General features: G+C 71.1%; 12 protein-coding genes. 6 read left to right on the top strand and 6 right to left on the bottom strand.

The genetic code is table 11. The features are described 5' to 3' along the window. Nucleotide 1 precedes the first annotated feature (1 nt). The gene (locus BLW44_RS06475) at nucleotides 2–946 is read left to right on the top strand and encodes a quinone oxidoreductase family protein (protein ID WP_060928536.1); all 945 of its coding nucleotides are present in this window, start codon (nucleotides 2–4) and stop codon (nucleotides 944–946) included. A 4-nt stretch (nucleotides 947–950) separates the two neighbouring features. Here the strand turns inward: BLW44_RS06475 and BLW44_RS06470 are convergent, their stop codons facing one another. Genes BLW44_RS06470 through BLW44_RS06445 form a run of 6 tightly spaced genes read right to left on the bottom strand, consistent with a single transcriptional unit; the run spans nucleotide 951 to nucleotide 7,247 of the window. Beyond that, the gene (locus BLW44_RS06470; RefSeq protein WP_060928535.1) at nucleotides 951–2,117 is read right to left on the bottom strand and encodes an LLM class flavin-dependent oxidoreductase; all 1,167 of its coding nucleotides are present in this window, start codon (nucleotides 2,115–2,117) and stop codon (nucleotides 951–953) included. 4 nt (nucleotides 2,118–2,121) lie between these two features. Next, on the bottom strand, nucleotides 2,122–2,934 hold the full coding sequence (locus BLW44_RS06465) for an ABC transporter ATP-binding protein (protein ID WP_074731646.1): 813 nt from the start codon (nucleotides 2,932–2,934) through the stop codon (nucleotides 2,122–2,124). Next, nucleotides 2,931–3,833, bottom strand: a complete 903-nt coding sequence (locus tag BLW44_RS06460) for an ATP-binding cassette domain-containing protein (RefSeq protein ID WP_082724524.1) — start codon at nucleotides 3,831–3,833, stop codon at nucleotides 2,931–2,933. The genes BLW44_RS06465 and BLW44_RS06460 overlap by 4 nt, the downstream gene beginning before the upstream one ends. Next, nucleotides 3,826–4,701 carry an ABC transporter permease gene (locus BLW44_RS06455; protein ID WP_060926896.1) on the bottom strand — a complete coding sequence of 292 codons (876 nt, stop codon included), beginning with the start codon at nucleotides 4,699–4,701 and terminating at the stop codon, nucleotides 3,826–3,828. The genes BLW44_RS06460 and BLW44_RS06455 overlap by 8 nt, the downstream gene beginning before the upstream one ends. Then, entirely contained in the window at nucleotides 4,698–5,720 is a 1,023-nt protein-coding gene (locus BLW44_RS17725; RefSeq protein ID WP_139305244.1) for an ABC transporter permease, read from the bottom strand. The genes BLW44_RS06455 and BLW44_RS17725 overlap by 4 nt, the downstream gene beginning before the upstream one ends. Before the next feature lie 6 nt (nucleotides 5,721–5,726). Continuing rightward, a complete protein-coding gene (locus BLW44_RS06445) occupies nucleotides 5,727–7,247 on the bottom strand; it encodes an ABC transporter substrate-binding protein (RefSeq protein ID WP_060926895.1) in 1,521 nt (506 codons plus the stop codon). A gap of 120 nt (nucleotides 7,248–7,367) precedes the next feature. Between BLW44_RS06445 and BLW44_RS06440 the strand changes: the two genes are divergently transcribed. From BLW44_RS06440 to BLW44_RS06420, 5 genes are read left to right on the top strand one after another with little or no spacing between them, the layout of a single operon-like run. Beyond that, on the top strand, nucleotides 7,368–8,060 hold the full coding sequence (locus BLW44_RS06440) for an alpha/beta hydrolase (RefSeq protein WP_060926894.1): 693 nt from the start codon (nucleotides 7,368–7,370) through the stop codon (nucleotides 8,058–8,060). Further along, on the top strand, nucleotides 8,057–9,349 hold the full coding sequence (locus tag BLW44_RS06435; protein ID WP_060926893.1) for an O-acetylhomoserine aminocarboxypropyltransferase/cysteine synthase family protein: 1,293 nt from the start codon (nucleotides 8,057–8,059) through the stop codon (nucleotides 9,347–9,349). Before BLW44_RS06440 ends, BLW44_RS06435 begins: the two co-directional genes overlap by 4 nt. Before the next feature lie 17 nt (nucleotides 9,350–9,366). Beyond that, entirely contained in the window at nucleotides 9,367–10,422 is a 1,056-nt protein-coding gene (locus BLW44_RS06430; RefSeq protein ID WP_060926892.1) for an LLM class flavin-dependent oxidoreductase, read from the top strand. 38 nt (nucleotides 10,423–10,460) lie between these two features. Beyond that, the gene (locus tag BLW44_RS06425; RefSeq protein ID WP_060926891.1) at nucleotides 10,461–11,456 is read left to right on the top strand and encodes a Gfo/Idh/MocA family protein; all 996 of its coding nucleotides are present in this window, start codon (nucleotides 10,461–10,463) and stop codon (nucleotides 11,454–11,456) included. After that, a complete protein-coding gene (locus tag BLW44_RS06420) occupies nucleotides 11,449–12,405 on the top strand; it encodes an NYN domain-containing protein (protein ID WP_060926890.1) in 957 nt (318 codons plus the stop codon). The genes BLW44_RS06425 and BLW44_RS06420 overlap by 8 nt, the downstream gene beginning before the upstream one ends. Nucleotides 12,406–12,418 lie beyond the last annotated feature (13 nt).

Here is a 12,418-nt window from a genome sequence, read left to right as displayed (position 1 = left end):
CATGGCTCGCGCGATCGTCTACACAGAGTTCGGTTCCCCTGACGTCCTGCATCTGATCGAGACGCCCGATCCGATCGCCCTGAGCGGCGAAGCGGTGGTGCGCATCGAGGCGGCGGGGGTGAATCCGATCGACGCCAAGCTGCGTGCAGCGAAGCGCCCCTCCCCGCCGATCACCGAGCCGCGCGGCGTGGGCTTCGACGGCGCGGGCGTGATCGAGTCGCTCGCGGAAGGCGTCACGCAGTTCGCGGTCGGCGACCGGGTGGCCATCCGCGACACGGTCGGCACCTACTCGAGTCTGCTGTCGGTGCCGGTCGAGAAGCTCGTCGCGCTGCCCGACTCGGTCACAGCTTCCGAGGGCGCCGGCATCGGCATCCCCGCCGGAACCGCGTACCAGGCCCTGCGCTCCCTCGGTCTCACCGAGGGCGACGTGCTGCTGGTGCACGGCGGATCGGGCTCCGTCGGCCAGGCCGCCGTGCAGTTCGCGGTCGCGTGGGGTGCGTCTGTGATCGCCACCGCGAGCCCGGCCCGCCACGACCAGCTGCGTGAGCTGGGCGCGACGCCCGTGGCCTACGGCGACGGTCTCCTCGACCGTGTGCGCGAGGCGGCCCCCGACGGCGTCACCGTCGCGCTGGACTGCGCCGGCACCGACGAGGCCATCCAGACCTCCCTCGAACTCGTCGCCGACCGCGACCGAATCGCCACCATCGTCCGCGGGCCCGATGCCGCCTCGTTCGGCATCCGCGCGTTCTCGGGCGGCTCGCCGGAGCCTCTCACCGAGAAGGAGCTCGTCTGGCGGGCCGAGGCTCTGGCCGCGACCGTCCAGCTGCTGGCGTCAGGCGACTTCACGATCGAGCTCGGACCGGAGCTGCCCCTCACCGAGGCGGTGCGCGCCCACGAGCTCGTGGAGTCCGGAGACGCCTCGGGCAAGATCATCCTCGTCCCGTAACGGGTCAGGCCACGCGTTCCTCGTTCAGCACGGCGCCGGCTTCATCGCGGAGTCGGGCTTCATCGCGGAGTCGGGCCTCATCGCGGAGTCGGGCTCCCTCGCGGAGCGCCGGCACGAGCTCGGCGCCCCAGTCGCGCACATCGCCGAGCGGGTCGAACCCGCGGATGAGGAAGCGCGTCACGCCCAGGTCGTAGTACTTCAGCAGCGCCTCGGCCACCTGAGCGGGTGTTCCGACCGGCGCGGTCGAGTTGCCGGAGGGCCCGGTGAGGCGGGTGATCCCGAGCCAGAGCCGCTCGTCGTGCACGTCGCCGCGCCGGGCCGCCTGCTGCAGCCTGTCGGCCGACACCGGAGCCTGCTCGCGCTCCGCCGGTCGGGCGAACGACAGAGTGTCACCCGACGCACGGCCGGCGAGCACGGCCTCCGTCTCGGCGTAGATGCGCTCGGCCTTCTCCCAGGCCTCGGCTTCGGTGGCCCCGATGATCGGCCGGGTCGACAGGCTGAACTCCACCGTGCGGCCCGCCTTCGCCGCCGCGGCCCGGATCGTGCGGATGTTCTCCGCGACGTCGGCGAGCGGCTCGCCGAAGAGCATGTACACGTCGGCACCGCGGGCTCCCACCTCCACTGCACCCTCGGACAGGCCGCCGAAGAACACCGGGATCCCCGCATCCGTCGCGGGCTTCACCGCCGAGAACGCACCCTCGACCCGGTAGAAGTCGCCGTGATAGTCGAACGGCTCGTCCGAGGTGAGAGTTCGTCGGAGCACCTCGATGAACTCGCCGGTGCGCCGATAGCGGTCGGACTTGTCGCTGAAGTCGCCGTCCCTGCGCTGATCGGCCTCGCTGCCTCCGCTGATGTGGTGGATCGCGACCCTGCCTCCACCGGTGAGGTGATCGAGGGTGGCGAGCTTGCGGGCGACGACTGTCGGTGCGACGAATCCCGGCCGGTGCGCGATGAGCACCTTCAGCCGCTCGGTCGAGTGCAGCGCCGCAGCGGCGACCGCGAATCCGTCCGGCGAGCTCGCGCTGTAGCCGATCAGGACGCGGTCGAAACCGGCCTCCTCGTGCGCGCGGGAGAACTCGCGCACGTACCCCGCGTCGACGATGGGGCCGTCGACGGCTCTCGCCTCGGATCCTGCGGTCGTGGCGATCATTCCGAGCAATTCGATGGGCATGGCGTCAGCTCCTGACGGGGACGGGCGACGGGCGGTTCGCCCGTGGCGCATGGATGAGGGGGACGGAATCGATGAGCAGTCCGGTATACGGATGCTCCGGGCGCGAGATCACCCGGCGGGTAGGGCCGTCTTCGACGATGCGGCCGTGATCGAGCACGATGAGTCGGTCGCTCATAGCGGCGAGCGAGCCGATGTCGTGCGAGATCACGAGCATGGCGAGGTCGGCCCCGCGTGCATCGCGCAGTGCGATCAGCGCCTGCACGACCCGATCACGGCTCGCGGCGTCGAGAGCGCTGACCGGCTCGTCTAGCAGCAGCAGCCGGGGCTCGACCACCAGTGCGCGGGCGATCGCCGCACGCTGTCGCTGCCCGCCGGAGAGACCGGCCGGCAGACGCGCGATCAGCTCCTCGTCGAGGCCGACGGCCTCGAGGGCCGCGCTGCGACGCCGCGCGGCATCGGCCGCGGGGACGCCGGCGATGCGGAGCCCCTCGACGATCGAGTCGGCGACGCGGATTCCCGGGTCCAGAGACCGCAGCGGATCCTGGAACACGTACTGCACGGCGCCGCCGCGCCGCCACGCCCGCAGCCCCCGACCGCGCAGGCGCGTGACATCGCGGCCGTCCACGACGAGGCGCGAGCCGGCTGCGACCTCGACCGCACGGAGCACGGCCTTCGCGAGCGTCGTCTTGCCCGACCCGGATTCGCCGACCACCCCGACGACCTCGCCGGGGCGGATCGTCAGTGAGAGGCGATCGAGCACGCGCACGCGCCCGTAGTCGACCGACAGGTCGTCGAGTTCGAGGATGGGCGCGGTCATGCGAGGAACCTCTCGAGTCCATAGGCGGCGTGCGCGCTGAGCAGCTCCCGCGTGTACGCATGGGCGGGAGCGCGCAGGACGCGGGTCGTCGCCCCCGCCTCCACCACGCGCCCGTCGCGGAAGACCTGCACGCGCTCGCACACCTGGGCGACGACGGCCAGGTCGTGCGAGACCAGGATGAGCGCGAGATCTCGTTCCCTGCGCAGTCTGCTGAGCAGTTCGAGCAGCTCCGCCTGCACCGTGACGTCGAGCGCCGTCGTCGCCTCGTCCGCGATCAGCACGGCGGGGTCGGCCGCGAGCGCCATCGCGATGAGGACGCGCTGGAGCATCCCCCCTGACAGCTGCGCGACCCGCTGCCGCAGCACCAGGTCGACCCGGCGGATGCCGAGGTCGTCGAGCAGCTCACGCGCTCGCTGCCTGGCCTGACGACGCGGAAGCCCGGCGGTCACCCGCAGGGTCTCCTCCAGCTGCGCCCCGACCGGGATGGCGGGATTGAGGTACGAGGCCGGGTCCTGGAAGACCGCGCCGATGTGCGTGCCGCGCACTCGCCGCCAGGCGCGCTCATCCGCATCCGTGAGGTCGACCCCGTCGACCTCGACGGTTCCGCCGGTGACCTCGAGGCCCGCGGGGAGGATCCCCAGCAGCGCGCGGCAGGTGAGGGTCTTGCCGCTTCCCGACTCGCCGACGATGCCCAGCGCCTCTCCTGGGCGGACCGACGCCGAGACGCCGTGCACGAGCTCGGTGCCGTCGGCGGCGGCGATCACGAGATCGGTGACCGCGGCCGTGGCCGGGCGCGCGAGGGAGGCCTCGTCGAAGGAGGGCAGCAGCGGCCTGTCGTGCACGACCGCCGTCTGCGGCAGGGCGCCTGGCGCCTCGATGATCGACCGGGTGTCAGACATGCGCGACCGCCTTCCGCTTCGCCGGCACGACGACTGCCGCCCCGAGCACGTCCCTGGCCGCGTCCGCGACCACGTTGAGGGCACCGACCGTGACGATGATCGCGAGGGCCGGAGCGAGCGGACCCCAGGGCCGCTGTCCGAGATAACCGAGATCGCTCGACAGCATCCCTCCCCAGGTCGGCGCCGGAGGCTGCACTCCGATGCCGAGGAACGTGAGCGAGGCGACCGCGAGGAGCGCGCCGCCGAGGGCCGAGACGGAGGCCACCACGAGGTTGGGCGCGACCTGGCGCCGCACGTGCCGCCGCAGGATCCACCACGCGGATGCCCCGAGGTAGCCGGCCGCGTCGATGTACTGCGAGTCGCGCACCCTCAGGGTGGCGGCGCGGGCGATGCGGAAGAACCCCGGCGCCACCAGGATGCCGATCGCGAGCGTCGCCTGGATGAGCCCGTTGCCCAGCAGTGCGGCGAACACGATCGCGAACAGGATGAAGGGCAGCGCGAGGAGCGCATCGACGATGCGCAGCGAGAACCACTCGGCGAACCGCGGCACGAAGGCGCTGAGGGCTCCGGGGACCGCACCGAGCACCAGTCCGATCAGCGCGGCGGCGACGGCGCTGACGAGCGAGGCCGGCGCCCCCGCGAACAGCCTCGAGAGCACGTCCCTGCCGAGGTAGTCGGTGCCGAGGAGGTGGGCGAGGCTCGGCTCCTGCAGGGCGGCCGACGCGTTCTGCGCGAGCGGGTCCTGCGGAGCGAGCGCGGGGCCGGCGACGGCGAGCAGCGCCACTCCGAGCAGGACGAGCAGCGCGAGCCGGACGCTCCAGCCCGCGCGCCACAGTCGCACGGCGGCCGAGGGTGCGATGACGCTCATGCGGCGCTCCTCTCCGTCCCGCCGGTGCGGGAGATCACGATGTTGAGGACGGCTCCGACGATCACGATCATCGCGATGGTCACGAGCAGTACGCCCTGCACCACGGGCACGTCGCCCTGCAGCGCGGCGCGGTTGGCGAGCTGTCCGAGCCCAGGCATCCCGAAGATCACCTCGGTGATCACCGCTCCGCCGACCAGACGTGGGGCATGCACGCCGAGGGCCGAGAGCGCGGGACCCGACGCGATGGGCAGCGCATGCCGGAACACGATACGCGCGGGGCCGAGCCCGTGCACCCTCGCTCCGGTGATGAAGTTCTCCCCCAGGGTGCCGACGAGCGACGTCCGCAGCTGCCTCGCGATGTCGGCACCGGCATCCAGGCTGAGCGCGACCGAGGGCAGCACGAGGCACACCAGCCATGCACCGAGATTCTGCTCCGGCGGCGTGTAGCCGGCGACCGGGAAGAGCGGGATCGCATAGGAGAAGAGCAGGATCAGGCCGATCGCCGCGACGAAGGCGGGGACGGTGGCGGCGATCGTGCTGACGGCGGTCACGACCCGATCGACCGTGCCGCCGCGGGTCACCGCCGCGAGCACGCCGCCCGCGAAACCGAAGACCAGGGCGAACAGCGTCGCCCCTGCCGCGATCGACAGGCTCACCGGGAAGGCCTGGGCGATGCTGTCGGCGACCGGGATCGTGGTGAACCACGACGTGCCGAGGTCGCCCGTGACAGCGCCGGAGATCCAATCGATGTAGCGCACGACGAACGGGCGGTCGAGTCCGAACTGGTGGTTCAGCCGGTCGACGTCGGCCTGCGTGGCGACCTCGCCGAGGGCGACGGCTGCGGGGTTCGAGCCGCTCGCCGCCCCGAGTGCGAAGGTCGCGAACGTGGCGAGGAGGAAGACGGTGACCGCCGTGACGACAGTCGCGCCGATCACTCGCAGCGCGGGCCACGCACTGCGAGCGACGGTCTCGTCACGACGCTCCGGTGCGGCGAGCGTCTCGGCGGTCACTGTCGACATGTCGGCTCAGCCCTCGACCTTGACGTCTTCCCAGCGCTGCACGTCGAGCCAGTGCTGGATGCCGGTCACCTTCTCCGGGTGCACGAGGATGCGCGGCCAGCTGAACAGGAACGTGTTCGGCTGCAGCTCCACCCCGATCTCGACCGCATCCTGGACCTTCTCGGCGTAGTCGTCTGCATCGGTCGGCGTGGCTCGTGCGGCGTCGATCGCCGCGGTGAGCTCGGGCGGCGTCTGTCGACCGAGGTTCATCAGCCCTTCGGTGCCGTAGAGCACCTCGAGCCCCTGCAGAGGCGACTGCCGCCCCGAGTAGCTGTCGAGCACGAACGGCAGCGTGCGCTGCACGTAGTTCTGCGCGACCGCCGCCGATGGCAGCACGTTCAGTGTGACGTCGATGCCCGCCTCGGCCCACTGCGCCTGCAGCACCTCGGCGAGCGCCGTGTCGTCCTCGGTGAGCGAGAGGGTGATCTCCAGCCCATCCGGGTGACCGGCTTCCGCGAGGAGCTCCTTGGCGGCCTCCACGTCGTGGGGGTACAGCTCATCGAGCTCGGGGCTGTGCGCGACGTACCCCTCGGGGAACGGCTGCCAGTTGGGCGTGCCCTGCCCGAAGTAGGCGGCGTCGACGAGCGCCTGCCGGTCGGTGGCATGACTGATCGCCTGCAGCACGCGCTGGTCGTCGAAGGGTGCGACGGTGCTGTTCACGTCGAGCGCCCGCACGGTGAGGGCCCTGATCGTCTCGACCTCGAGGTTCGCGGCCTCTGCACCTTCGACCTGGGCCGGCGGGACCTGTGCGACGTCCCACTGCCCCGAGCTCACCCCGGCGACGACGGTCGCAGGGTCGGTGACGGGGACGATCGAGAAGTCGTCGATGAAGATGTGGTCGGCGTTCCAGTAGTCCTCGTTCTTCTCGAGGTCGGCGTGGGCGTTGGGCACGTACTCGGTGAGCGCGAACGGGCCGGAACCCTCCGGCTGGGTGGCGAGGGTGGTGACGTCGTCGAAGGCCGCCGGGTTCACGATGAAGCCGGTCTTGCCCGCGAACAGGTACGGCACCTGGTAGTCGGCCTGATCGAGATGGACGGTGACGGTCTGCTCGTCGTCGACGTCGATGCCGACGACGATGCGCAGCTGACCGGCGAGGGTCGAGTTCTCCTGGTCGCGCCCGCGCTCGATGCTCTGCTTCACCGCGTCGGCGGTGACCGGCGTGCCGTCCGTGAACTCCGCACCCTCGCGCAGGTGGAACGTGATCGCGGTGCCGTCCTCGTTGTACTCCCAGCTCTCGGCGAGGCCGGGCACGACCTCTCCCTCGGTGTCGAGCTGGGTGAGGCCGTCGTAGACCAGCGCGAGGGCGTGCGTGTCCCACCCGGCGGTCGAGGTCACCGGGTCCCAGCTGGTGGGCAGCGCCCAGCCCCAGGTCAGCGAGGTCTCATCGGACGAGTCGGAGGGAGCAGCGGATGCGCCGGCGCAGCCGGCCAGCGCGAGGGTCGCGGCGGTGGCGGCAGCGAGAAGGGGCAGACGGGATCGGGAGGTCATGCAAGCGAACGTAGGAGCGGCGCGGAACGGGCCACAATCCCCGCGAAGCGAAGGGTCACGGAGCGCAACACTGCGAAATGTCGGCTGCGGGCTCGTCACTCCGACAACAGGATGGGAACCATGACCACGACCTCCTCCCCCGCGCTCTGGGCGCCGCCCGCCCGCATCCGCGGCACGCTCGCCGTCGTCACCGGGCGCGGCGAGCGTGCAGGCGTGTACGAGCGGTTCGGCCGCCGCCTGAGCGCCGACGGCTACCTCGTCGCCGTCTTCGAGGAGGATGTCGAGGCGGCGAGCGCGTGGCTCGCGCAGTCGACGGACGGCCCCCGGGTCCTGGTCGGCTCGGATGCCGGCGCATCCGCCGTGCTCCATGTGGTGGTGCAGGGCGCCGCGGTCGATGCGGCCGTGATCGCGGGCACGCTGGTGGATGCCGAGCTCGATCTGCCGGCCGATGAGCAGCGCACGGCATGCCCGCTGCACCTCGGGGTCCTCGCCGGCGAGGCCTCGGCCGCGCCGCTCTCCGCAGCGGAGCCGCTCCCGGCGCCGGCCGACCTCGCGGCGATCGAGGTGCCGGTGCTGGCGATCCACGGCGGCGCCGACAGCGTGTCGCCGCTGGCGCAGGTGATCACGGCGCTGCGCACCGTCCCCGACCTCGAGATCGTCGAGACGGTCGACGGACTCCACGACGCCCTGAACGACCAGTCCCACCGCAGTGTCGCCGCCTCCCTGGTGCTGTGGCTCGAGCGGCTGCGCAGCGGCGACGCCCGCGCGCCGATCGTCCGCGCCCGTGAGAGCGTCGCGGTGGTGGGCGCATGACCGGGTTCGCGACCAGGCAGATCCAGGCGGGGTATGTGCCGGGAACGCCGCAGAACAGCGCCGTCCCGCCGATCTACCAGACCGCCGCCTACGAGTTCGCCTCTCTCGCCGAGGCCGCCGACCTCTTCGCCCTGCGCACGACCGGCAACCTCTACAGCCGCAACGCCAGCCCCACCCAGCAGGTCCTCGAGGAGCGGGTCGCCGCGCTCGAGGGCGGGGTCGCCGCCGTCGCCGTCGCCTCGGGGCAGGCGGCGGTCGCGGTGACCCTGCTCGCACTCGTCGGGCGCCGCGGGCACATCGTCGCGGCCACCCAGCTCTACGGCGGAACCGTCGACCTGCTGCAGGAGACCTTCGACGACTTCGGCATCCCGGTGACGTTCGTCGATCAGGACGACCCTGAGGCCTGGCGCGCGGCGATCCGCCCCGAGACGCGGGTGCTGTTCGCGGAGTCCATCGCGAACCCGATCGCGCAGGTGCTCGACATCCGCGCCGTCGCTGACATCGCACACGACGCGGGGATCCCGCTCGTGATCGACAACACGGTCGGGACCCCGTACCTGGTGCGCCCGGGCGAGCATGGGGCGGACTTCGTGGTGCACTCGGCGACCAAGTTCCTCAGCGGCCACGGCACCTCACTCGGTGGGGTGGTCGTCGACCAGGGCACATTCGACTTCGGCAAGGACCCGGGCCGCTGGCCGCAGTTCACCGAGCCCTACACGCGCGTCGGCGACTTCGCGCTCTGGGACCGCTTCGGATCCGGCCAGGCGTTCGCGGCCCTCGTGAAGTCGAAGTACGTGCACGACCTCGGACCCTCGCTGTCGCCGTTCAACGCCTGGCAGATCCTGCAGGGCATCGAGACGCTCGACCTGCGGGTGTCGCGCCAGACCGCGACCGCGCTCGCTCTCGCCCGGCACCTGCAGCAGCATCCGGCCGTCAGCGCCGTGCACCACCCCGGCCTCGAGGGCAACCGCTGGCATCCGCTCGCCCAGCGCTACCTGCCGCGAGGCGGACCCTCGGTCTTCTCGTTCGATCTCGCCGTGCCCGACGACTCCGAGACGCAGGCGAGGGTGGCCAGGGTGATCGACGGGCTGCAGGTCATCAGACTCGTCGCGAACATCGGCGACGCCCGCAGCCTCGTCAACCATCCCGCGTCCATGACGCATTCGCACCTCACGGCCGATCAGCGCCGAGCCGCCGGGATCGCGTTCACGACGATCCGTCTGTCGGCCGGGCTCGAGGACCCGAGCGATCTGATCGCAGACCTCGACCGCGCACTCGCCCTCGCCTGACAGGAGACATCACCACCATGGCAATCGACCTCGGCTACTGGACCCCGGTCTACGGCGGATTCCTCCGCAACGTCACCGATGAGGGCCGTATGGCCGCCACCTGGGAGTACATCCGCGAGGTGTCGGTGAAGGCCGACCGGCTCGGATTCCACACCACGCTGGTGCCGGAGCTCTACCTCAACGACCGCAAGGGCATCGACGCGCCGAGCCTCGAAGCCTGGTCGCTGTCGGCGGCCATCCTCGCCGTCACCGAGCGGCTGCGGGTGATGACGGCGGTGCGCCCTGGATTCCATCTGCCCGCGGTGCTCGCGAAGACCGTCTCGACGCTCGACCAGGTCGCTCCGGGGCGCATCGCCCTCAACGTCGTCGCCGCCTGGTGGGCCGAGGAGGCCCGACAGTTCGGCGGCCGGTTCACGACCCATGACGAGCGCTACGTGCAGGCCGAGGAGTTCGTCTCGGTGCTCAACGGGCTGTGGGAGCACACGCCGTTCTCGTTCGAAGGATCGCATTACGCCCTCGATGGAACGATCGTCGAGCCGAAGCCGTCGAGCCATCCGGTGATCTTCGCCGGCGGTGAGAGCGAGGCCGGGCGCGAGTCGATTGCCGGCTTCGCCGATGCCTACGTCATGCACGGCGGCACGCTCGACGAGGTCAGGGCGAACGTGACCGACATGAACGCCCGCTCCGAGCGGCTGCACGGACGGCCCGTGGCGGAGTTCGGCATGCCGGCCTACGTGATCGTCCGCGACACCGAGGCGGAGGCCAGACGCGAACTCGACCGGATCACGACGGTCGACCCCGACTCGCCCGGCTACGCCTCGTTCGAGGAGTTCCAGCGCAACTCGAAGCTGTCGCTCGAACTCACCAGGCGCGAGTACTCGGTCGGCACCCGCGGCCTCCGTCCGGATCTGGTGGGCACGGCGGAGCAGGTCGCCGAGCGCATCCACGACTATGCGGATGCCGGCATCACCCTCCTCCTCATCCAGGCCTCGCCCCTCGACGAGGAACTCGACCGCATCGCCGAGCAGCTGTTTCCGCTCGTGCCGCAGCGGACGCTCGCGACGCTGACCTGATCGTCCCGCCTGTCGGCATCACCCTCTACGCTGAGACCATGACTGGTCTACGTTGGGGAATCCTCGCGACCGGCGGCATCGCCGGCGCGTTCGCATCCGATCTGCGCACCGCCGGGCTCGATCTCGTCGCGGTCGGCTCACGCTCGCAGGAGTCGGCCGACGCATTCGCCGCCCGCTTCGACATCGCCCACGCGCATCCGTCGTACGAGGCGCTCGTCGCCGATCCCGATGTCGACATCATCTACGTCTCGACGCCCCACCCGCTGCACCACGAGAACGCCCGCCTCGCGCTCGAGGCCGGCAAGCACGTCCTCGTCGAGAAGGCCTTCACCCTCAACGAGGGCCAGGCGGAGGACCTCCGTCGGCTCGCCGCGGAGAAGGGCCTGCTGGCGATGGAGGCCATGTGGACGCGGTACCTGCCGCACATGGTGCGCATCCGCGAGATCATCGCCGCCGGAACGCTGGGCGAGATCCGCGCGGTCAGCGCCGACCACACGCAGCTGCTCCCCGCCGACCCGACGCACCGCCTGAACGCCCTCGAGCTCGGCGGCGGCGCGCTGCTGGATCTGGGCATCTACCCGATCTCGTTCGTGTGGGACATCCTCGGCGCACCGACCGCCATCCAGGCGACCGCCCGCCTGATCGAGACCGGAGCGGATGCCGAGGTCGCCACCCTCATGACCCACGAGGGCGGCGCGATCTCGACCACCCTGTCGTCCTCGCGCGCCGCCGGCCCGAACGCGGCCAGCATCATCGGCACCGACGCCCGCATCGACATCGACCGCGTCTGGTACGCCCCCACCTCGTTCCGCGTCGTACTGCCAGACGACACCGTGGCCGAGGAGTACTCCTCCGATGTCGCTGGCCGCGGCATGGAGTACCAGGCGCAGGCTGCCGAGAGGCTCGTGCGCGACGGCATCCTCGAGGGCGACATCCTGCCCATCGCCGAGAGCGTGGCGATCATGGGCACCCTCGACGAGATCCGCGCCCAGATCGGCGTGCGGTACCCCGGTGAAGGAGCAACCAATGGCTGAGGCACACGACACGCGCGTCGCGGTGTACCTGGACTTCGACAACATCGTCATCTCCTGGTACGACCGTGTCCACGGACGCAACGCCTACGGCAAGGACCGCCAGCGCATCACCGAGAACCCCTCCGATCCCGAGGTCACCGAGCGCCTGTCGCGCGCGATGATCGAGGTCGGCGCGATCATCGACTACGCCGCCTCGTTCGGCACCCTGGTGCTGACCCGCGCCTACGCGGACTGGTCCTCGCCCGTAAACGCCGAGTACCGCTCGCAGCTGGTGGCCAGGGCGGTCGACCTCGTGCAACTCTTCCCGGCCGCGGCGTACGCCAAGAACGGCGCCGACATCCGACTCGCCGTGGATGCCGTCGAAGACATGTTCCGCCTTCCCGACCTCACCCACGTGGTGATCGTGGCGGGAGACAGCGACTACGTGCCGCTGGCTCAGCGGTGCAAGCGGCTCGGCCGCTACGTGATCGGCGTCGGGGTTGCCGGCTCCACGGCGAAGTCGCTCGCCGCCGCGTGCGACGAGTTCGAGGCCTACGACTCGCTGCCCGGTGTCGTGCGCCCCACCAAGAGCGCTCCGGCCCCCGTGGTGGAGGTGCCGGAGGTCGTCGCCGAACCCGCCGTCAAGACCAGGACCCGCCAGCCGGCGAAAGCCAAGACCAAGGCCGCCGCATCCGCGAAGGCGGACGAGCAGGGCGTCGGCACCGAGCAGGGTGAGGCGACGGAGCTGCTGCAGCGCGCACTCCGCCTGGGCCACGACAAGGCGGATGCCGACGAGTGGCTGCACAGCTCGGCGGTGAAGACGCACATGCGCCGCATGGACCCGTCGTTCAGCGAGAAGGCCCTCGGCTACCGGTCGTTCTCGGACTTCCTGAAGTCGCGCGACAACATCGCCGAGCTCGAGGAGACGGGGCACGAGCGGCTCGTGAAGCTGCGCGACTCCGCGGCCTGACGCGGCCCCGCAC

The organism is Microbacterium hydrocarbonoxydans (assembly GCF_900105205.1).
GTDB classification, from domain to species: Bacteria; Actinomycetota; Actinomycetes; order Actinomycetales; family Microbacteriaceae; genus Microbacterium; species Microbacterium hydrocarbonoxydans.
Note: the sequence above shows the minus strand (reverse complement) of the source record. Positions and strands in the feature narration are given on the sequence as shown.